The organism is Agarivorans sp. 1_MG-2023 (assembly GCF_030548385.1).
GTDB lineage: Bacteria > Pseudomonadota > Gammaproteobacteria > Enterobacterales > Celerinatantimonadaceae > Agarivorans.
On the sequence record NZ_JAUOSJ010000004.1, the window covers coordinates 189370 to 210880 of the forward strand.

A 21511-nucleotide genomic window follows, 5' to 3' on the forward strand; every position below is an offset into this window, starting at 1 on the left:
CGCTAAATACTTTATAGCGTGCATAACACGGAGCCTTGAGGTTGGTAAGTTAGAAAAGGAGGTGGTGGTGTCTTGTTTGTTAACTGCTATTGCTTTACGTTTTTTTAGTCTGCTATTTCCTTATGTCATAAAGCATTGGCTTTTTATGACCAAATTCAAATCTTACTGTTTATTTCTTTGAATCGCCTATCTTGCTTGGGTAGATTAACACTGGTGAAAGCGCTTACACTTATTCGCAAGTTGTAGCGCTAACCGTTTTTACCATCGCGTTTGTTATTCCTTAGGAGTTGTTATGGAACAAAATCAGCAGTTTTTTCATGCTCACCACTCACCAATGGGGGCGTTAGCCAGCTTTACTGTCGGCGAGTCTGGCGAGCATGGAGGAATGGGTCTGGAGTTAGGTGCTCCTTTTGCAGGTAACATATTTGTTGGTTATCAAGATGGCGAAGGTGTGGTTAATTCGTTTCCATTTTACAAGGGCGCCAACGATCAAAGCGAACGCTATGTACAAAAAGACGACACTTCTAGCCTTAGCGAGCGAGTGTTTGAAAATGTTGAGCGTGATTACCAATGGGCCAGCGATACATTCTCAGCGCCTGGCATTAGTTTTAACGTTCTCAGCCCATTTTTTGAGATCCCTGATCCGGCATTAGCGCAGCATCAAAAGCTCAAACAAGCCAGCTGCCCTGCGGTATATGTTGAATTAAGTTTTGATAATACCAGCGACCAAGATTGGACCGGTTTTTTTGCCTTACAGGGCGATGATTTACGTTGGAATAAGCTCCTAGACGGCGACAATAACGGGATGATTGGGGTCACTTGCAGAGACAACATTGGCTTGGCTACCACGTGTAAATCTGCCACAGCATTTAGCCATTTTTCTGTACAAAGTGCGCTGAGTAAAATAGGCAATAACGACTGTTTCATGCTTGGTCCAACAGCCGGTTTTATGGTGGACGTGAAAGCCGGTGAAAAAGTAACGCTACGTTTAGCCTTAGGCTTCTACTTAGGTGGGAATGCAACGTTTAACCGTGCGATGCAATATTACTATACGCAGCATTTTACTGGACTAAACGATGTACTGAGTTATGCCTTAGGCCATTTTGATGAATATGCCGCGATTGCAAAACAAGCTGATAAAGAACTGCAAGACAGTGCCTTGAATGCCCATCAGCAATATCTTCTGGCACATGCTACGCGCAGCTATTACGGCTCGACCCAATGGTTGTTTGACGGTACAGAGTCGGTCTGGGTGGTTAACGAAGGCGAGTATTTGATGATGAATACGCTCGACCTTACCGTAGATATGTTGTTCTTTGAATTAACGAAAAACCCATGGACAGTTAAAAACACACTGAAGCAGTTTTTAAGTCATTACAGCTTTTACGATGAGGTTTTTGACCCTGAACACCCCGAGGTAAATTACCCTGGTGGTTTGTCATTTACTCATGACATGGGGGTATCAAACAATTGGAGCCCTAAGGGAGAAAGCTCCTACGAAGTGGCGGGTTTAGATCGAGTATGTTTTAGCCATATGACTTACGAGCAGCTCACTAACTGGGTATTGTGTTGTGGTGTTTATATTAGCAAAACCGCAGATAAGGCCTTTGCTATTGAGCAGCGCGGCACCTTGATTGATTGCTTACAGTCACTGTTAAACCGCGATAACCCAAACCCAGAGTTACGCGACGGCATTATGGGCTTTGAATCGGCGCGAACTCAGAAGGGTGGGGAAATTACCACCTACGATTCTCTCGACCATAGCTTAGGCCAAGCTCGCGGTAATATTTACTTGGCGGGTAAAAGTTGGGCTGCTTATTTGGCAATTGCCAAAGTATTACAAGATTTAGGGGAAACCGAACAGGTTAAGCTTGCGTTAGACGCTGCTAAGCGTTGCGCCGATAAATTAAGTGCTAGCTTCGATAAGGAATTAGGGTACATACCGGCGGTACTAGATGGCCACTCAACCAGCGCGATTATTCCGGCAATTGAGGCCTTGGTGTATCCCTATGAGATGGGCTTAAGTGAGGCCGTGTCTGAGCAAGGCCCTTACGGTGAGTACATTAAAGTACTAAAGGCGCATCTAGAGTATGTATTAAACGAAGGGTTTTGTTTGTATCCTGATGGCGCTTGGAAACTATCGTCTACGGCTGACAATTCATGGGTCAGTAAAATTTACCTAAACCAATATGTGGCACGTAAAATTTTAAAAATAGAGCAGGCCAATAGCGTTGAAGCCGATGCGGCGCACGTACGTTGGCAAACGATTGGCGCAAGCAAGCACGCTTGCTGTGATCAGTTCAGCTCAGGTAAGCCTATTGGCAGTTTGTACTACCCGCGCTGTGTGACCAATATCTTATGGTTAGACGAATAATCGACACATCACCACTAATTCTTGGCTTAGTGCTAGCCGCTGAGTCAAGAAAAGGGTACTAATATTGTTATACCAGTGCTAGCGGCTGTTAGTGATTGAAAGGAGCCTCAATGATGCGCAACGGCAACGCAGTATTACTGCTACTGGATGTTAAACATCCTTACGATCGAGAAATACTAAAAGGAATTACCCACAATATCAGTCCCTTGTCGCGCTGGATGCAGCCGGAGGTAATGACCATTGCTGAAGCGAATCTAGTTAACTTAGAGCGCTTTTGTGGAGTGATCGCTGATTTTGATAAACCCGGTGTGCCGGCGTTCTGTGAAAACCTTTCACTGCCCTTAGTGGCTATTTCTGGTTCACGTTTAAACCTTCCTTCGCAAACCCATTTAGCGCGAGTAAGCCCCGATAGCCAAGGGATTGTAGAGTTAATTGTGCAGTCGTTTTTAGCCAAAGGCATTCGTCGCGTGGCATTTTTTAGCGGGGTGCCTACTTTTACCGCTCCGTGGGTGAAAGAACGCAAAATTGCCTTAGCGAAAATTGCCCTTCAATACCGCCTAGAGTTGGTGGAGTTAAGTGTTCCTGACTTAACTCGACCTGAATCACGAGTAGGGGTGGTTGCTGCCTCAGACACCCAGGCGAGGCAATTCGCTAGCTTGTGTCATGATCAAGGGATTAGCGTACCGAACGATTACACGCTGATTGGTATTGATGCAGACCCTACAGAAAGCGCTTTATCACCTATCTCTCTGTGCTCCGCGGTATTGCCTATTCAACAAATTGGTGAACAAGCCGTGGCAGTGCTACAAGAGCAAATTGACGGCCTTGCTGCACGAGAAGTATTAGTGCCCGCTACCGAGATCATCAGTGGTGATTCTGCCGACGAAGCAGTGCCTGCTGACCCTCTTATCACCAAAGCTTTATTCTTTCTAAACAGTAATTTTCACCGAAGAATTAAAGTTGAGCAGGTTGTTGACTACTGTGCGGTATCTCGCAAAACCCTTGAAACACGTTTCAAGCAGGTTCTTGGCAAAACAGTACACCAACAACTGCATCAAGTTCGTATGGAATTTGCTAAGCAACAGCTCACCTCTACCAGCTCTCCGGTTGATGCCATCGCCGATGCGGCTGGGTTCTCTAATCAACACTATTTATATTATTTGTTTCGGCAGGAGATGGAGATGACGCCGAATCAATATAGACAAAAGTTTGCCTAAATCGGCCATGACGCAGTTTTTCACACTGTGAAACCCCTATCATTTACAAATAATTGAGTTTTTGATGGCGGCCTTTTGCTGTCTAAACAGTGGTTTTAGCCAGGAAATATTACGTTTTATAGTTTAATAATTGCTAATTGTCATGATAGTGGCTTTTTTTATGACAGGCCTCAAATCTTAACCTTTATTCGTTTGAAGACCTTATCAGGCTTAGCTAAAGTTTAACCCAAGAAAGCGCTTACACAGAGTTTCAAATAAACTGAATTTGTCGACTCTCTTTAAGGCCTCTCCACATTTAATCTTATGGAAATGAAACATCATGGCAGCAGTTACATTTAACAATTTGAAAAAACGCTTTGGTAAAACAGAAGTCGTTAAAAGCTTCGACTTGCACATTAATGATGGCGAGTTTGTTGTGCTACTTGGTCCTTCTGGTTGTGGCAAATCAACAACGCTAAGAATGCTTGCTGGCTTGGAAGATATTTCGGATGGCGAAATTTTCATCGCTGATGAGCTAGTGAATGACTTACACCCGATGGAACGTAACATCGCCATGGTGTTCCAAAGCTACGCTTTATACCCGCACATGAGTGTGGAACAAAACATTGCCTTCGGTCTTAAAATGACTGGCGTAGCAAAAGACGAGATCGTTAAGCGCGTGAAATACGCAGCCGATATGTTAGAGCTAACCCCGCTACTTGATCGCAAACCTAAAGAGTTATCAGGTGGTCAACGTCAACGTGTGGCAATGGGCCGCGCAATGGTACGTACTCCTGAAGTATTCTTGTTTGATGAGCCACTATCTAACCTTGACGCCAAACTACGTGGCTCAATGCGTGCTGAGATTAAAACTTTGCACGACAAATTAGGCACCACCACCTTATACGTAACCCACGACCAAGTAGAGGCCATGACCTTGGCTGACCGTATCGTGATTCTTAAAGATGGTTACATTGAGCAAGTAGGCACGCCAAAAGAAATCTTTGAAGAGCCAGCCAACAAATTTGTTGCATCGTTCATTGGCGCACCTGAAATGAACATGATTCCAGCAACCATTAAGAAAACTGGCACTGTTTCTAGCTTGGTATTTTCTGACCAGCACATCGACTTACCAGCGGTGTATGCAGAAGATGACTTGCTATGCACTTTGGGTATTCGCCCAAGTGACCTGTATCTACATCAACGTTCTATTGAATCAGAAACCATTGGTAGCGTGAAAGCGGATGTTATCGGCGTCGAGCTTCTTGGTTCTACCTACCACGTACAGTGTGAACTGGATGGTGCTCGTTTTATTGCAGAAGTTGCAATTGCTGATGATGTGAATGCGGATATAGACGATAAAGTGGAGTTGTTCTTCGATATTTCGCGGATCCACTTGTTTAACAATGAAACCGGAAAGGCAATTTTGCCACAAATGAACTAGTTACTCCCAGCGCTTGTAAAAGCGTCGGCGCACTAGCCAATTGCGACACTGAATAATAATAAAATTCATGTACTTAGGAGAATAGGATGTTTAACAAAAAGAAACTTGGAACAGTAGCGTTAGCCCTCGGCACTACGCTGGCGTTAACCGCAACGTCAGCCTGGGCGAAAACTACCCTAACAGTAGCTTCATTCCCTAGCTTTGACCTTGCTGTACAGTCGGCTATTCCACTTTATAAAAAGATTAATCCAGATGTAGAAATTAAGCTCGTATCGTTAGCTTATGGTGATCACCATAATGCGATGACTACTGCGTTAGCAACTGGCGGTAACCTACCTGACGTAATGGGTATTGAATATGGTTACATTGGCCGCTTTGCATCATCTGGTGGCTTAGAAGATTTACGCGCTGCTCCATACAGTGCAGAGCAATATGAAAAACTATTTTCTAAATTTACTGTGCCACTAGCCACTGGTGGTAGCGGTACATTAGCAGCAATTCCAGCAGATATTGGCCCTGGTGCGTTGTTCTTCCGCGAAGATATCTTTACCAAAGCTGGCGTAACTGAAGAAGACCTTATTAAAGACTGGGATTCTTTTATTGCTGCGGGTAAAAAAATCAAAGAAACAACCGGTTCTTACCTTGTTGCCAGTGCTGTAGACATTAAAGACGTTGTGATTCGTAGTGGTCTTAAAGATGGTGAAGGTATCTACTTTGATGCAGAAGGCAACATCACGGTAAACAATGACCGTTTCAAAGAAGCGTTCCGTTTAGCAAAAGCTGTTCGTGAAGCGGGTATTGATGCACAAGTTGGTGCATGGAGCTCAGAGTGGACTGAAGGTTTACGTCGCGGCACTATCGCTTCACAAATGATGGGGGCTTGGTTAGGCGGTCACTTAGCTAACTGGATTGCTCCAGAGAGTAAAGGCCTATGGCGTTCAGCTGCTCTACCAGGCGGTACTTATGCAAGCTGGGGTGGTTCTTTCTACGCTATTCCTAAGAAAGCCAAAAACAAAGCTGAAGCATGGGAATTCATTAAGTTCATGACCATGGATAAAGAGATGCAAATTGCAGCTTTCCGTGATTTAGACGCTTTCCCAGCATTAGTTGAAGCGCAAAATGATGACTTCATTAACCAACCAATTCCTTACCTAGGTGGCCAAGTGGCTCGCGTAGAGTGGAAAAATTCTGCTGACCGCATTCCAGCAATGGATGTTCACAAGCATGATCCAGTTGCTGAACAAATCATTAATGATGCACTTGAAGGTGTATTAGAGCGTGATGAAAACATTGATGCAGCGTTAGCTGAAGCTGAGAAGCAAATCAAACGTCGCGCTAGACGTTAATTTTAATATCGAGGGAGCTCGCTCCCTCACTTTTTTTTTTGTCGGGAGTTAAAGATGTCTTCTGTAGAGTCTGCCGTAAGACCACCAGTAGCTAAAATTAAAAAGCGGACCCTAAAGCAGCGACTACATGCAAGTGGCTACAAATGGGCTCCTTACTTATTTATTAGCCCTTTCTTTGCAATATTTACAGTCTTTGGGTTGTTTCCGTTACTTTTCTCTTTATTTTTGTCGTTTCACTATTGGGAGCCAGCCGCGGGATTAAGTGCCATGGAGTGGGTAGGTATTGAAAACTACACATTCGCCTTAACCGATGATTGGTTTCAGACGTCCATATACAATACATTGTGGCTTGCGTTAGCTGCGGGTATCCCCCAGCATGTAATAGCAATCCCTTTAGCTTATTTCTTACATACTAGTTTTAAACGCAGCCGTAACACGGTAATAGGCATGTACTTTATGCCATTTATTACCTCTACTGTTGCTATCTCTTTGGTATTTACGACCCTGTTCTCACGAGATTTCGGCATGATTAACATGCTATTTACCTCGGCGGGTAACTGGACCATTGGTGATATTCAACCTCTAGCTTGGTTATTCCCTACAGAAAATATTGATTGGAATCGACCTGAGTACACCAAAACCATGATTGCTTTTGTTGTGTTCTGGCGCTTCGTTGGCTGGAATACCGTTTTGTATCTTTCTGCGATGCAAACCATTCCTAAAGATTTGTATGAAGCGGCCACGGTTGATGGCGCTAAACGTTGGCAGCAATTCTGGTACATCACGGTACCTATGCTTAAGCCAATGATGTTCTTCGCGGTAACCTTAACCATTATTGGTAACCTGCAATTGTTTGAAGAACCGTTCATTATTACTGGTGGTACTGGTGGTCTTGAGCAAGCGGGTAAAACAGCCGCAATGCATATGTACATTACCGCGTTTGTTGAGGGTGACTTTGGTACTGCATCAGCTATCTCTTGGATTCTGTTTGCGCTGATTGCCTTCCTTACCTGGGGTAACAACAAATTACTCGGTGAGAAGAAGTAGGAGTAAATTATGAATAAACTAACTAAGAGTCATTTAATCGCTTATTTCATTGTAGGTATGGGTTCCATCATTATGTTGGCGCCGTTCTACTTCATGTTTATATTTGCTTCGCATACCAACTCATCGATTTTGTCGGTGCCGCCACCAATGTGGTTCGGTGGCGAATTTATTAATAACGTTGGCATTCTGTTAGATGCACTACCGTACTTTTGGCACAACATTGGTTTAAGTTTTTATGTAGCGTTGATTACTACAATACTTAACTTGTTCTTCTGTTCATTAGCGGGTTATGCATTTGCCTTGTTTGAGTTTAAAGGCCGCAACGTGATGTTCATATTAATTATGGGCACCATGTTATTACCACCGTTCTTAGGCATGATTCCAACTGCTTTGATTATGTCTAAGCTGGAATGGATGAACCAACCTCGTGCGCTGTACATTCCAATGGCTTGTGGGGCAATGGGTATCTTTATGATGCGTCAGTTCATCTCAAGTGCGATTCCAAAAGAGCTAATTGAAGCGGCTCGTATGGATGGCTGTAACGAGTTTGCTATCTACTGGCGTGTAGTGGTTCCACTTATTACACCTGCCTTTGGTACGCTTGGTCTTATTACCTTTATTGGTCAGTGGAACAACTTCATGGGTCCATTAGTGGTAATGAACGATATGAAGATGTTTACCGTGCCGCTAGCACTACGTGCGCTGCAAGGTACAGGTCAGGTACCTTGGGGTGCAATTTGTGCCGGTGCCGCCATTGCGGTAGTGCCATTAATGATCTTGTTTGTGATGACTTCTCGTAAGTTGATTGACGGCCTAACAGCAGGTGCTGTTAAAGGTTAAACAAGAACTTCTTAGATTAAAAAAGCCAGCTTATTAGCTGGCTTTTTTGTGTTTGTCATTTAGCTCACTTTTTTACAATGCTAACGATGTAGAGCAAAATTACCGCGCCCACAACGGCAGTAATCAGTGATCCCAACATACTGGTGCTGCCAAAACCAAGCAAACCAAAAACAAAACCACCCACTACTGAACCAACAATGCCCACTACAATATTGCCTAACACGCCAAAGCCGCCGCCTTTCATAATATTGCCAGCAAGCCAACCTGCCACCGCGCCAATAAGTAACCAAATAATAATGCCCATAATTTTTCCTTTTTAGTATGAAACCTTAATTGAGAGAATGCTTTTAAGCTCTGAGTCGTTATTGGCTAAGTGTAGTAAACGAAATGAACTTTATTGCTTAATGGTTAGCCATTTTTTCGCTTTCTATTCATTCTGTTGCGTATTAATCTGGCTATTGAAATGACGATGAGTGAGAGTAATGGATGACTAGGCAGCCCTATTTAATTGAATCAGAATTAAGCGCCGGAAATGTGCTGTTGCAGCCCTTGCAGTTAAGCCATAGAGCAGCGCTATTAGCCGCCGAAGCCGATGGGTGCTTAAGTGAGTTGTGGTACACCAGCGTTCCCAATGCAGACTCTATTGATGCTTATTTTGACAGTGCTTTACAAGATAAGCAGCAAGGTGTGGCGCTGCCGTTTGTTGTAATAGATAAACCCAGCGGCAACGTTATTGGTGCCACTCGCTACTGCCATGCCGATGTTGTTAACCGCCGTTTAGAGATTGGTTATACCTGGTATGCAAAAAGCTATCAGCGCTCTTCAGTAAATACCCAATGCAAATTGCTATTGCTAACTTACGCTTTTGAGCAACTCAATTCTATTGCTGTGGAATTTAGAACCCATTGGCACAATCATGCTTCACGCGCAGCCATCGCCCGTTTAGGCGCTAAACAGGATGGGGTTTTACGCAATCATAGTCTTGATGCTCAAGGTAACTATCGCGATACGATGGTGTTTTCGATCACCAATCAAGAATGGCCCACGGTGAAACATGCTTTGTTGCATAAGCTGGCCAGCTACGCGGGCAATTAACAGGGAGAGGTAGTGATGAAAGAATTTTCACAGGCTAAGTGGCTCAACCCACCTAAGCAATATGTATTAGATGACCATCAGTTACGCCTGACCACCGATCCGCATACCGATTTTTGGCAGCGCTCGTACTATGGCTTTCGCAACGACAATGCACCGGCTTTACTCTTAAGCTATCAAGACAACTTTAGCGTTAGTGTGAAGGTGAGTTTTGACTATCAGAAGCAGTTTGACCAAGCAGGAGTGATTATTTATCTCGACAGCGAAAACTGGTTTAAGGCATCCATTGAATTTGAAACAGCAGCATTGTCACGCTTGGGTTCAGTAGTGACTAACTTGGGTTATTCGGATTGGGCAACAACTGATATTAGTACACCGCAACATATTTGGTATCGCTTAAGCCGACGAGGGCCCGATTTCTTGATTGAGTATTCGCAAGACGGTGAAGCGTATCAGCAAATGCGGGTTTTTCATCTTCACCAACTTGGTGAAACAGCAAGTGTGCAAACCGATCCTCCAGTTGCTGCCAAACAGGCCGTTAAGCTAGGGCTATATGCTTGCAGCCCCAGCGATTCATCGTTTACTGCTTGTTTTGAAAAACTCACCATCGCGCCTTGCCGGTGGCGTTCACATCCTAATTAATACTAGATTTTGACTGGGCCAGAGCTTTGTCGTTTAACCAGCTTGGTGGTGAGTAAAACGCGGGATTCAGATTGTTGTTCACTGTTCATTTTTTGCATTAGTAAGGTGACCGCGGTTTCCCCTAGCTCGTGACAATTTTGGTCGATAGTGGTGAGTGGCGGGTTGTAAAACTCGCTGTCGTCGTGGTTATCAAACCCCACTACCGAAACATCTTGTGGCACGTTAATGTTGCGCTCATTGAGTGCTCGTAGCACGCCTAAACACATCTCATCATTGGCCACCAAAATGGCAGTAAAGTCCGTTTCAGCATCTAACAGCTCTAAGGTAGCTTGGTAGCCACTGCGGGCGTTCCAGTTGCCGTCAATTCGATTCACCGGCGTAATGTTAACTTTGGATAAGCTTTCTAACCAACCTGACTCGCGCCAATGCGCTACACAGGTGTTAGCGGCACCATTAATCAGTGCAATATTACGATGGCCTAGGTCAATAAGGTGCTGAGCGGCTAAGCTAGCGCCGCCCACTTGGTCATGAGATACCTGCAAAGCATCGTTGTTTTTATCAAAGTCGATGAATACACAAGGGGGCAAATTTCCACGCTCTTGGATTTGTTTAATGGTGGCGTGAGTGATTGAGGTATTAATAATTAAGCCGTCAACTTGCTGACCAAGCAGCTCATCAATCGCTTTATGACAAGAATCTGGATCCAACTCGTTCATCATTGAAATGGATAAACTGAAACCTTGCTTTAATGCTTCGCGGCGGATCCCATCAGCGATTTTAGCAATGGCGTGCAGAGATATGTTTATTGATACAAATCCCAAGGTGAGTGACTGCCTGCGTGCCAATTGTTGAGCCATACGGTTAGGTAAGTAACCTGCGTCAGCAATTGCTTGTTGGACCTTAATTCGCGTTTTTTCAGCGACCTTCGGCGATTTTCTAACCACTCTTGCTACCGTTTGGTGAGAGACTCCGGCGGTTTTGGCTACGTCTTTTAAGGTCACTGATGATTGTTTCATAGGTTTCATAGGGTTAATTAGCTTGTTGATCATAGTAGCAAAATGGCTGCGTTACCCCTAAGGGAAGCTCCTTACATTAGTATAAAAATGTGAATTGATTCAGTTACTTTTTTTTGTTGGGATTTATGTTTTATTGTTGCTATTAAGTGATAAATAATTAGGTAGGTAGAAAAAAACTACAATTAGCGCTTTTCATGTGCTCTAGAATGCCTATTATGGGGGTTTTAGAGCACTCTCGGGAACGCAACATGACGCAATGGACACCCTCAAGCTGGAGAGACAAACCAGTAAAACAATTACCTACTTACCCTGATCAAGAAAAGCTTCAACAAACCGAGAAGTATTTGGCTGATCAGCCACCGCTAGTTTTTGCTGGTGAAGCGCGCGCTTTACGTGAAGACTTAGCTAAAGTAGCCAAGGGTGAAGCCTTTTTACTGCAAGGTGGTGATTGCGCCGAGAGTTTTGACGAATTCCGTACTAGTCATATTCGCGATACGTTTAAAGCATTAATGCAAATGGCGGTGGTACTAACCTTTGGTGGTCAGAAGCCAGTGGTTAAAATTGGCCGTATTGCTGGTCAATTTGCTAAACCTCGTAGCGAAGACATGGAAACGATCAACGGCGAAAGCTGGCCGTCGTACCGCGGTGACATTATCAATGCCATCGACTTTAACGAGAAAAGTCGCGTGCCAGATCCGCAGCGTATGGTAGATGCTTACAACCAATCTACTTCAACGCTAAACTTGCTACGTGCATTTGCCCAAGGTGGCTTGGCTGATTTAAACCAAGTGCACAAATGGAACTTAGACTTCATTAAGAAAAGCCCATTAGGCGAGCGTTATGAAGCACTAGCGGGTAGCATTGAAGAGTCACTGGCCTTTATGAGCGCTTGTGGTATTAACCCTGCTACTGCACCACAACTTCGCGAAACTAACTTATACACTTCACACGAGGCCTTGTTACTGCCGTATGAGCAAGCTCTTACTCGCTGTGACAGCCTAACGGGCAAGTGGTATGACTGTTCTGCCCACATGTTGTGGATTGGTGACCGTACTCGCCAAATCGACCACGCTCACATCGAGTTTTTACGTGGCGTAGAAAATGCGATTGGCTTAAAAGCCGGCCCAACTACCGATCCAGAAGAGTTGCTGCGCATTATCGACATCATTAACCCTAACAACGAAGCGGGTCGTTTGAACCTGATCGTTCGTATGGGCGCTGATAAAGTGGCTGATCACCTACCTAACCTAATTAAAGCGGTAGAGCGTGAAGGTAAAAACGTAGTGTGGAGTTCAGACCCTATGCACGGCAATACCATTAAAGCACCTAACGGTTACAAAACACGTCGCGTAGATGATGTATTGCGTGAAGTGCAGCAGTTCTTCCAGATCCATAAATCTGAAGGGACTTATGCGGGTGGTGTTCACTTTGAAATGACTGGTCGTAACGTGACAGAATGTGTTGGTGGTGCTTTCCAAATCACTGAGCATGATCTGGCTCAGCGTTACCATACTTACTGTGATCCACGCCTAAACGCTGACCAAGCTTTAGAATTAGCGTTCCTGATTGCAGACCATATCAAGGCTGCACGTTAAGACTTCGCACCTGTGATTAAGCCGCCTGCGGGCGGTTTTTTTGTGGCCTTTTTTCGACAGTTTTCATCGATAAAGTCGAAAAAACTGATGTAACTAGACGGCTTGCTTGCTGGCCTGCATAGCACTCCATAAATTGTCGTTTTTTGATTATTTAAGAGCGGCTCTATGTCTTTAATCTCTCCTATCTTTAATGCAAGTTTACTGCTTGGTGCTCTATCTGTAAGTGCGGTAAGTATTGCCGATTCTAAGCCTCATTCTCCGGCGGAAGACACTGAGCAAGAGCTACAAGACATGTCGGATCCGCTAGCGGTGTATACCCAAGCGGGTGTAGGTGTTACTAACAAAGGCTTAAACCTAAAAGTGGGGCAAACCTACGATACGGGTAATGCGAATACCATGGCGATGAACATCATCGAAGTAAAAGGCTTTGCGGGTGAAGCCTTAGGTTGGGATGGCAGCAGCCAGCGCGATGATTCTGTTGATTCCATTCGATTCCGTAATTTCGGTGTAGATCTAAGTAATGGTCGAGGTTCGCAGTTAGACGTAAGTTACGATATCGGCAGTGAGATGGGTAGCGCGTCATATTCATTCATTCAGGCCTTGCCCAAATTTGGCCCTGTGCAGTTTTATCCTTTAGCTGGTGCTGGTGTCGCCTTTGCTAATAACTATGCCGAAGGCACTGCAGACCACGCCGCTGGATACTCGGTACCAGGTACCTTTGCTTTAGTGGGTACCTACTCAAAAATTACCATTACCGATAAAATATGGCTTAACTACAACCCAATGTGGATGAGCAGCCTTTCCGGTTCAGACTTTTACAAAGACAATGCCTTTGGTATCGGCAATAGTGATGTATTCGCTCATGAATTCGCTGCGTCTTACCAAATTAACGCGCGTGCCAATATCCGTTACTTTGCGAACTGGACCGAGTATTCAAACTTTCAAGATGGTGATCATCGAGTAGAGTTTAACTACCAGTTTTAGGCTTGGCCATTAAGTATTAGTTAGCCAAACCAACAATGAATTAGCCGCGGTTACGCGGCTTTTCTATGGCTGAACAAATATCGGGTCGCTTGTTGTTTAGCTTTGATGCACACTGCTCAAATAAGTAGGATTAAGGAAGTACAAAATGGATTTAGCCAGTGTAATTAGGTTGTTACTGCTATCGGCAATATGGGGCAGCTCGTTTTTGTTTATGCGTATCGCCGCGCCTGTATTAGGCCCCGGTATCCTGATTGAGCTTCGGGTAGGCTTTGCTGCTTTGTTTTTAATGCTGGTGGGCTTCGCCATTAAAAAGCAGCTCAAGTGGCGCGAACACTGGCGTCATTACATGATATTGGGCTTGTTTAATTCTGCTTTACCCTTCTTGCTATTGGCCTATGCTGCGCAAACCTTATCGGCGTCTTTACTCTCTATTCTCAATGCCACCGCGCCTATTTGGGGGGCGATTATTTCCGCGCTTTGGTTGCGCCAAGCCATGCCGTTTAAAAAGGTATTAGGTTTGGTGGTGGGTATCGCGGGGGTAGCGATATTGGTTGGAGTAGATAGCGCTGCATTAAGCCTAGATGCCAAGGTGGCCATTAGTGCCTCTATTGGTGCTGCGGTGTGTTACGGCATTGCCAGCACTTATGCGCATTCTGCTAAATCCGTTGAGCCTTTTGCTAATGCCCACGGGGGCATGTGGGCATCCACCCTGTTAGTTGCACCTGCCATGTTATTTTTCCCCATTGTAGAGACACCCTCGGCTAACTTAATGCTGTCGGTGGTGTTTTTGGGCGTGGTATGCAGTGGTGTGGCGTATTTGCTGTATTACCGATTGATTAGTGATGTGGGGGCTTCCTCTGCGCTCACCGTTACCTTTTTGATTCCGGTGTTTGGTATTCTTTGGGGCAGCGTATTCTTAAATGAAGCAGTGTCTTGGAATACCTTGTTAGGCACCTCGGTGATATTGGTGGGTACCGCTTTAGTTACCGGCTTCTCTCCTCGAGCCGTGTTTGCCGCAAGGCAACAAACCAGTCGTTAGGCTTTGCATCAATAAACAAGCACTTAACTAGCCAAACAGCCAAGCGCTAGCCATACTTAAGTTTTTCTGGGAGGGCTTATGCGCTGGCGTTTTACTCGCACTCAAGTTTTGGTATCGATAGGCTTGCTGTTCAATATTGTGGCAGCACTAATGACCAACTTTTACATCGACAGTGTCAGTCAAGATGCTCACCAATTGGTGCAACAGCAGCAGGCAAACGACAACCTAATCAAACAAACCTGGCTGCAGATAGAGTCTTTAGAGCGCAAGCGTGAGTTAATTTTGGCTTTAGTGAGTAATGAAGCGCAAACCTCTCAGCCCATTCCGCAAACCGTGCAAGAACTGCTGGCTAAAGATCTTAAATATTGGTTAGAAATGGGCGAAGTGCCTAGCATCAATTTGAGTAATTTGGCGGCCTTAGATCGTTTAGTCTCAAAGGTGCAAAACCAATTACGCGAGCGTATAGATAATTGGTATTTGCAGAACATCGATTTAATGGGCGCTTATACCGACCAGATGAGCACTATTTCTAGCCTCCGAAATCTCGCCCTGTTTTTACAAATGATCGGCTTAGCGCTGATTCTAGCCCGAGATTTAAGCCGCCCCGAGTAGTTAAGGACAGACCATTGGCAGATACTGAACACCAAGAACAGCTCGATCTTATCGATACCATTAGCGTGCTATGTTACCGCGTAGGTTGGTTAACGCTAAGCTTTAGCTTTGCATGTGCCTGTTACCACAGTATTGCTGATGGTGCGTTTTGGCAGCCGCTTTGGTTGCTTGCAGCTGCCAGTGCATTACTGGCGCACAATCTTCACTTATATAACAAAGCCATTCGTTATCTGGTCCAAAGCGCTGCGTGGAGTGCAGTGTGGCTTAGTATGGCTTACTACTTGTGGCATTGGCCAATCTTAGACATGTTCGCCTTAGCCTGCTTTTATCTGGTTTTTGCCGCTGTAGCCTTTAAAGAGAGTTTTTGTTTTAACTTAGGTTTGCTGCGTTGGCTAGGCGCGGTATTAGCCGTGGACTTCTTAATAAACCTAAGCCCTTGGCCAAACCTGCGCAGTATAAGCTTGCTGGTTATCGCCGCTGTATGCCTTTATATTGCTGTTAAAAAATGCCGTCAGCCACTGCATTACGACATTGGTAAAAAGGCTAATTATCAGCTCTAAGCAAACACAAACTTGAGTAAATAAATGGCTAAACCAAACATCATCACGCCAATTAAACTGTCGATAATTTGTTGAGCGCGAGGTTTAGCTAACCACGGTGCTAGCTTGGCTCCCATCAAGGCTAAACCAAAAAACCACAGGAACGAGGCACTAATTCCGCCGGCCACAAACATTGGCCTTTGCTCAACACTAATATTGGCGGCAAAACCACCAAGTATGACAATGGTGTCGATGTAGACATGTGGGTTTAAAAAGGTAAATGCACAACAAGCCAAGATAATGGCTTTAAGCTCATGTTTAGCTTCGCCCTGTTCTAAGCTGCTTTCACCTCGCCAAGCTCGCTGTAAACACTGAAAGCCATACATCATCATAAAGCCAGAGCCTAAAATGCTAATGGTGTATAACAACCAAGGATAAGCGTTAAATAACTTGGCTCCGCCCCAAACACCGATGCACATAAAAAACACATCGGCCAATGAACATAGGCTAGCGACTAACAAATGATGACGACGACGAATGCCTTGGTTAAGCACAAAGGCGTTTTGCATGCCTATGGGCATAATTAGCGTGGCCATTAAACTAAGGCCGGTAAAGTAGGTACTAAGCATAAAAAACGTCGTTGGCGAAATAATGACAGGACTATACCCAGAGGAACTGCTTTAATATAGCTAATAAATTTAATGCTAAATAAGTTTTCCTAATGAAGCTGGGTGATATTGATTACAAGTTATTGAAAGCCTTGGATGCAGTGCTTAGTGAGCAGAGTTTTGAGCGCGCTGCACAACGCTTGCATCTTACTCAGTCGGCCATCTCACAACGAATTAAGGCACTTGAAAGCCAACTGGGCCAGCCCTTATTGATTCGCTCTCAGCCGCTTATGCCTACTGAGTTAGGACAGCGCTTACTCGGCCATTATCAGCAAGTTCTGCAGTTAGAAACCGAGTTGGCCAGCCAACTCAATGTTGACGATACTCGCGCTCAAGCCTTGCCTTTAGCGGTGAATGCCGACAGTTTAGCCAGTTGGTTAATTCCGGCACTAAGCCCTACCTTGCAGCAGCAAAGGGTAGAGATGAACTTGTATGTAGAAGATGAGTCTCGTACTTGGCAGCGGATGCGTAGTGGAGAAGTATTAGCTTGTGTGACCAGCCGTGCTGCAGCGGTAGCGGGCAGCGAAAGCCATTTTTTGGGTTACATGGAATATTTGTGTGTTGCTACCCCCGAATTTGCCCAGCGATTTTTCCCCGAGGGAGTCAACAGAGAGAGTTTGAGCTTAGCGCCTGGCATGTCGTTTGATCAGCACGATGATATGCATATTCAGTTTTTGTTAGAACATTTTTCTTTAAGTCCGGGGCAGTATCCTTGCCACACAGTACGCTCTTCTGAAGCCTTTATGGAGCTGGCGTTAGCCAGTGGTGCCTATAGCCTTAACCCGCGTTTACATGTGGCCAAACACCTAACCAATGGCAGCCTATTAAACCTTACACCGACCCTGCAAGTAAGGGTGCCGCTGTACTGGCATCATTGGCAATTAGCAGGTAAGTTAATGAAACAGTTAAGTGAGCAAATTCGCAGCTACACCAAAAGGTGTTTACCCCAGCACTAGCTCATAGCCTAAGACATTACTGAGAAGGACAGCCGATGAAAATTGTTATTGCGCCTGATTCATTTAAAGAAAGCCTAAGCGCTATGGAAGCGGCCGACATGATCGAACAAGGCTTCCAACAAATTTTCCCTAATGCTGAATATCTAAAGGTGCCCTTGGCCGACGGTGGCGAAGGTACTGTGCAAGCCATGGTTGATGCGACCAAGGGGCAAATTATGCCGGTACTCGTGGCAGGTCCAAGGGGGAATCAGGTAGAAGCGTTTTTTGGCATTCTTGGTGACAAGCAAACCGCTGTTATTGAAATGGCCGCCGCCTCGGGTTTACATTTGGTTGAACCTGCATTGCGCGACCCACGAAAAACCTCAAGTTATGGTACTGGCGAGTTAATTAGTGCTGCTTTAGATGCCGGTGCTAGTAAGCTGATTATTGGCTTAGGCGGTAGCGCGACCAATGATGCTGGAGTAGGTATGCTGCAAGCACTGGGTGCACAGTTTTACGATAAGTTTAACAAACCTCTAAAACGCGGTGGCGGTGAACTGATTGATTTAGAATCGATTGATATTTCAGGCTTAGATCCGCGCTTAGCTGAAGTAGAGATTGAAGTTGCTTGTGATGTTGATAACCCCTTATGTGGAGAAAATGGGGCAAGTGCTATATTTGGTCCACAAAAAGGTGCCACACCTGAGATGATCCGTCAGCTTGATACTGCCCTTGGCCGCTTTGCGGCTGTGGTGTTTAGCCAATTTGGCATCGATATTATGCATGCCGCGGGCAGCGGCGCGGCGGGTGGTTTAGGCGCTGCTTTGCTAGCGTTTATGCAGGCCGATTTGCGCCCTGGGGTGCAAATTGTTACCGAAGCGGTGGATTTAGCCAATAGTGTTGAAGGTGCTGATTTGCTCATCACTGGTGAAGGGCGCATCGACAGTCAAACCATTGCCGGTAAAACCCCCTATGGCGCAGCGCAAATTGCGATGCAGTTTGATGTACCGGTAATTGCGTTAGCGGGGGCGATGTTACCTGGTTACGAAGTGGTGCATGAACATGGTATAGATGCGGTGTTCTCGGTGGTGCCAGGGCCTTGCGATTTAGCCCATGCTCTAGCTGAAGCTGAGCAAAACCTGTTTGTGAGTGCGCGTAACGTAGCGGCAACCCTCAAACTTAGCCAACAAATATTTAGCTAATAATAAAAATCGGCTACAATGCTGTATAAAATCACAGGTGTTGTAGCCCATTGCGTCTCTATATTGCTGAAAAACCAAGCCTTGCACGCGCCATTGCTGCGGTGCTGCCAAAGCCTCAACAAAAACAAAATGGTTATATTCAGTTAGCCAATGGTGACTGCGTAACTTGGTGCATAGGCCATTTGCTGGAACAGGCCGAGCCTGAGCATTACGACAGCCGTTTTAAACAATGGCGTTTCGAACACCTGCCCATTTTGCCCGAACAGTGGCAATGGAAAGCTAAATCTAAAACCGCTTCTCAGTTAAAAGTGATTAAGAGCTTAATCAAACAAGCAAATAGCTTGGTGCACGCAGGGGACCCCGACAGAGAAGGGCAACTGCTGGTGGATTTGGTGATTGACCATTGCAAAGCGAAAGTGGCACTAAAGCAGCAATGTCAGCGAGTATTACTCAGTGATTTAAACCCTGCTGCGGTATCTCGCGCCTTAACGCAATTAAAGTCTAATCAAGAGTTTAGCGCATTATCTACCTCTGCACTGGCACGCTCTAGAGCTGATTGGTTATACGGAATTAATCTTACTCGCGCTTACACCTTAAAAGGCCAACAGCAAGGGTATTCAGGCGTATTATCGGTAGGGCGTGTGCAAACCCCTATTTTGGGTTTAGTGGTGCGCAGGGACCAAGAGATTGCCGAGTTTGTTAGTCGCCCTTATTTTCAGGTTGAGGCCAAATTGCAAACCGAGCAAGGGGAAGTGTTTAGTGCGATGTGGCAACCTAGCGACGCCTGCGAAGCTTATCAAGATGAAGAAGGCCGGGTGCTTAGTCGGCCTTTAGCCGAGCATGTAGCAAAACGAATTACCCAGCAAAGTGCTGAAGTTAGCGCCTTAAAGCAGCAAGACAAACAACAAGCGCCACCTTTACCGTATAACCTGTCTAGCCTGCAAATTGACGCGGCAAAACGTTTTGCTTATAGCGCTAAACAAGTGCTAGATATTTGCCAAGCCTTGTACGAGCGGCATACCTTAATTACTTATCCGCGCTCCGACAGCCGCTATCTTCCTAAGCAACACCATGCTGACGCGCCCAAGGTGTTGGCGGCGATTCAAAGTAATAGCCAAGAGCTTGCTAAGGCCGTTAGTGAGGCTGATGCCAGCAAGCGCAGTAAAGCGTGGAATGATGCCAAGGTAGATGCTCACCACGCCATTATTCCTACTGAAAAGCATTACGCGGTGGCTAAGTTAGGCGAAGCAGAGCGACGCGTATATGAGTTAATCGCCCGCCAATATATTGTTCAGTTTTACCCACATTATCTTTACGCCCACACCGAAGCCAAAATAATCATTCAAGATGGCCTATTTAAAGCCACTGCTAACCAAATCAAACAACTTGGTTGGAAGACTTTGTTTCCGCAAAAGAAAAGTAGTGAAGAAAGCGAAAAAACCTTACCACCACTTGCTAAGGGCCAGCCTTTGCAATGCCTAGAGGGCATAGTGCTTGATAAGCATACTCAGCCGCCTAAGGCCTTTACCGACGCAACGTTACTGGCAGCCATGACCGGCATTGCACGGTTTGTGCAAGATAAGGAACTAAAAGCGGTGTTAAAAGAAACCGATGGTTTAGGCACTGAAGCCACGCGAGCGGGTATTATTGAGTTGCTATTCAAACGTGGATTTTTACTGCGACAAGCCAAACAGATCCATGCCAGCGACAGCGGAAAAGCCTTGGTGAGTGCTTTACCTACCATGTGTACTTGGCCTGACATGACCGCGCATTGGGAAACCCAGTTAAATGCCATTAGCCAGAAAAACCAAAGCTACCAAGGTTTTATGCAAGGTATGCAAGGGCAGTTAAATCAGTTAGTTGAGCAAAGTGCCAGTGTAAACGCCCAAGCCTTTGCTGGGTTGGCGCAACCTCAAACTAAACGGCGCTTTCGTAAAGGCAAAGCTAACACTAAAAGTGGTGGTTCGGCCTATAAGGCCAAAGGTGCTAACAAGGCTAAACCAGCATCTCGAGGGCGAAAAGCCGCTGCGAGCTAGGAGCTAATGATGATAGAAGATGATCGGCAAAGCATCGACCAAGCGGGTATCAGTAAGATAGCCGTTGCAGAGTTGACTCCAGAAATGTTACTGGACGTTAGCGACACTGACAGCATTATTGAGCAGCGTTATTTTACTGCGCTTGAATGGGCGATGGTAGACCAGCCTCATTTGCAGTTTAGGCGGTGCTTGTTTGTAGATTGTGATTTTAGCGAGGCGAATCTGAGTGAAGTAAGCTTTGAGCATTGTCAGCTATATCATTGCGATTTTAGCGGTGCAAACTTAAGTGATAGCCAATTTACTCATTGCAGCTTGTACGACCGTAAGCGCCAACGTGGCTGCGATTTTAGCACTGCCAACCTCAACCAAGCGGTTTTTAAAGGCTGCGATATCTCCACTGCCAACTTTAGCCGCGCTGAGTTATTTGATGTCACTATTGAGAATTGCCATGCTCAGGGCTGTCGTTTTGAATACGCGGACTTTTCAAAGGTAGTGAGCCGAAAAGTGGTGTTTAGTTCTGCCCATTTGGTAGATAGCAACTTCAGTTTGAGTGACTTTGAAGGGGTGAATTTAGCCAAGTGTAATTTGTCGGGCTGTAACCTTAGCGAAGCAGTGCTAAGCCGAGTAAACCTAGAGGGAGCCAACCTAAGCAATACCCAGTTCTCCCCTAGTACTTATCAAGGTTTGCAGTTGTTTCAAGCGGATTTACGCAATGCAGATATTGCGGGTATCGATATTCGTCAGTTGGATTTTTCAGGGGTTAAGATTTTTGATTGGCAAATGGCGGCGCTGATGGAAAACTTAGGTTTTGTGGTATTTGCTGACAATTAGTCAAAAGGCTTGGCTCTGAAAGACCGGCCTTTGCCCATATATTCATTTATTTCATGCCCTTAGTTGATATTCT

20 protein-coding genes are annotated in these 21511 nt (G+C 45.3%); 17 read left to right on the forward strand and 3 right to left on the reverse strand.

Annotation, left to right across the window (positions count from 1 at the left end):
- Nucleotides 1-292: 292 nt before the first annotated feature.
- From Q4592_RS07235 to Q4592_RS07260, 6 genes are all read left to right on the forward strand, one after another.
- Nucleotides 293-2374, forward strand: coding sequence for a glycoside hydrolase family 52 protein (locus Q4592_RS07235; protein ID WP_303511575.1), 2082 nt, complete (start codon nucleotides 293-295; stop codon nucleotides 2372-2374).
- 110 nt (nucleotides 2375-2484) lie between these two features.
- Nucleotides 2485-3591 (forward strand): helix-turn-helix domain-containing protein, encoded by a 1107-nt coding sequence (locus Q4592_RS07240; RefSeq protein ID WP_303511576.1) that lies wholly within the window; start codon nucleotides 2485-2487, stop codon nucleotides 3589-3591.
- A 319-nt stretch (nucleotides 3592-3910) separates the two neighbouring features.
- Nucleotides 3911-5014, forward strand: a complete 1104-nt coding sequence (locus tag Q4592_RS07245) for an ABC transporter ATP-binding protein (RefSeq protein WP_303511578.1) — start codon at nucleotides 3911-3913, stop codon at nucleotides 5012-5014.
- 86 nt (nucleotides 5015-5100) lie between these two features.
- Entirely contained in the window at nucleotides 5101-6360 is a 1260-nt protein-coding gene (locus tag Q4592_RS07250; RefSeq protein ID WP_137673347.1) for an extracellular solute-binding protein, read from the forward strand.
- A gap of 54 nt (nucleotides 6361-6414) precedes the next feature.
- The gene (locus Q4592_RS07255) at nucleotides 6415-7407 is read left to right on the forward strand and encodes a carbohydrate ABC transporter permease (RefSeq protein ID WP_303511581.1); all 993 of its coding nucleotides are present in this window, start codon (nucleotides 6415-6417) and stop codon (nucleotides 7405-7407) included.
- Nucleotides 7408-7416: 9 nt separating this feature from the next.
- Complete coding sequence (locus tag Q4592_RS07260; protein WP_137673349.1) at nucleotides 7417-8247, forward strand: carbohydrate ABC transporter permease; 831 nt, start codon at nucleotides 7417-7419, stop codon at nucleotides 8245-8247.
- 64 nt (nucleotides 8248-8311) lie between these two features.
- On the opposite strand, the gene Q4592_RS07265 is transcribed toward Q4592_RS07260, so the two are convergent.
- Complete coding sequence (locus Q4592_RS07265; RefSeq protein ID WP_137673350.1) at nucleotides 8312-8551, reverse strand: GlsB/YeaQ/YmgE family stress response membrane protein; 240 nt, start codon at nucleotides 8549-8551, stop codon at nucleotides 8312-8314.
- Nucleotides 8552-8733: 182 nt separating this feature from the next.
- Here Q4592_RS07265 and Q4592_RS07270 point away from each other — a divergent pair, with 182 nt between their 5' ends.
- Nucleotides 8734-9342: a GNAT family N-acetyltransferase gene (locus Q4592_RS07270; RefSeq protein WP_303511585.1), complete on the forward strand. Its 609-nt coding sequence runs from the start codon at nucleotides 8734-8736 to the stop codon at nucleotides 9340-9342.
- Between the two features lie 15 nt (nucleotides 9343-9357).
- Entirely contained in the window at nucleotides 9358-9981 is a 624-nt protein-coding gene (locus Q4592_RS07275; RefSeq protein WP_303511586.1) for a DUF1349 domain-containing protein, read from the forward strand.
- 2 nt (nucleotides 9982-9983) lie between these two features.
- Here the strand turns inward: Q4592_RS07275 and Q4592_RS07280 are convergent, their stop codons facing one another.
- Nucleotides 9984-10997 (reverse strand): LacI family DNA-binding transcriptional regulator, encoded by a 1014-nt coding sequence (locus tag Q4592_RS07280; RefSeq protein ID WP_303511588.1) that lies wholly within the window; start codon nucleotides 10995-10997, stop codon nucleotides 9984-9986.
- Between the two features lie 248 nt (nucleotides 10998-11245).
- On the opposite strand from Q4592_RS07280, the gene Q4592_RS07285 reads away from it, so the two are divergent.
- The 5 genes from Q4592_RS07285 to Q4592_RS07305 all read left to right on the forward strand — a co-directional run bounded on the left by Q4592_RS07285 (nucleotide 11246) and on the right by Q4592_RS07305 (nucleotide 15787).
- Nucleotides 11246-12592, forward strand: a complete 1347-nt coding sequence (locus tag Q4592_RS07285; protein ID WP_137673354.1) for a class II 3-deoxy-7-phosphoheptulonate synthase — start codon at nucleotides 11246-11248, stop codon at nucleotides 12590-12592.
- Nucleotides 12593-12757: 165 nt separating this feature from the next.
- Nucleotides 12758-13576 carry a hypothetical protein gene (locus tag Q4592_RS07290; RefSeq protein ID WP_303511590.1) on the forward strand — a complete coding sequence of 273 codons (819 nt, stop codon included), beginning with the start codon at nucleotides 12758-12760 and terminating at the stop codon, nucleotides 13574-13576.
- Nucleotides 13577-13721: 145 nt separating this feature from the next.
- Entirely contained in the window at nucleotides 13722-14615 is an 894-nt protein-coding gene (locus Q4592_RS07295; RefSeq protein ID WP_303511592.1) for a DMT family transporter, read from the forward strand.
- A gap of 78 nt (nucleotides 14616-14693) precedes the next feature.
- Nucleotides 14694-15227: a hypothetical protein gene (locus Q4592_RS07300; RefSeq protein ID WP_303511593.1), complete on the forward strand. Its 534-nt coding sequence runs from the start codon at nucleotides 14694-14696 to the stop codon at nucleotides 15225-15227.
- 14 nt (nucleotides 15228-15241) lie between these two features.
- Entirely contained in the window at nucleotides 15242-15787 is a 546-nt protein-coding gene (locus Q4592_RS07305; RefSeq protein WP_303511594.1) for a DUF2301 domain-containing membrane protein, read from the forward strand.
- On the opposite strand, the gene Q4592_RS07310 is transcribed toward Q4592_RS07305, so the two are convergent.
- The gene (locus Q4592_RS07310) at nucleotides 15784-16395 is read right to left on the reverse strand and encodes a LysE/ArgO family amino acid transporter (RefSeq protein ID WP_303511595.1); all 612 of its coding nucleotides are present in this window, start codon (nucleotides 16393-16395) and stop codon (nucleotides 15784-15786) included. The genes Q4592_RS07305 and Q4592_RS07310 overlap by 4 nt on opposite strands.
- A gap of 92 nt (nucleotides 16396-16487) precedes the next feature.
- Here Q4592_RS07310 and Q4592_RS07315 point away from each other — a divergent pair, with 92 nt between their 5' ends.
- From Q4592_RS07315 to Q4592_RS07330, 4 genes are read left to right on the forward strand one after another with little or no spacing between them, the layout of a single operon-like run.
- Nucleotides 16488-17390, forward strand: coding sequence for a LysR family transcriptional regulator ArgP (locus tag Q4592_RS07315; RefSeq protein WP_303511597.1), 903 nt, complete (start codon nucleotides 16488-16490; stop codon nucleotides 17388-17390).
- 35 nt (nucleotides 17391-17425) lie between these two features.
- Nucleotides 17426-18571, forward strand: a complete 1146-nt coding sequence (locus tag Q4592_RS07320; protein WP_303511598.1) for a glycerate kinase — start codon at nucleotides 17426-17428, stop codon at nucleotides 18569-18571.
- Between the two features lie 50 nt (nucleotides 18572-18621).
- Nucleotides 18622-20607 (forward strand): DNA topoisomerase III, encoded by a 1986-nt coding sequence (locus tag Q4592_RS07325; RefSeq protein ID WP_303511599.1) that lies wholly within the window; start codon nucleotides 18622-18624, stop codon nucleotides 20605-20607.
- Between the two features lie 6 nt (nucleotides 20608-20613).
- A complete protein-coding gene (locus tag Q4592_RS07330; protein WP_303511601.1) occupies nucleotides 20614-21438 on the forward strand; it encodes a pentapeptide repeat-containing protein in 825 nt (274 codons plus the stop codon).
- Nucleotides 21439-21511 lie beyond the last annotated feature (73 nt).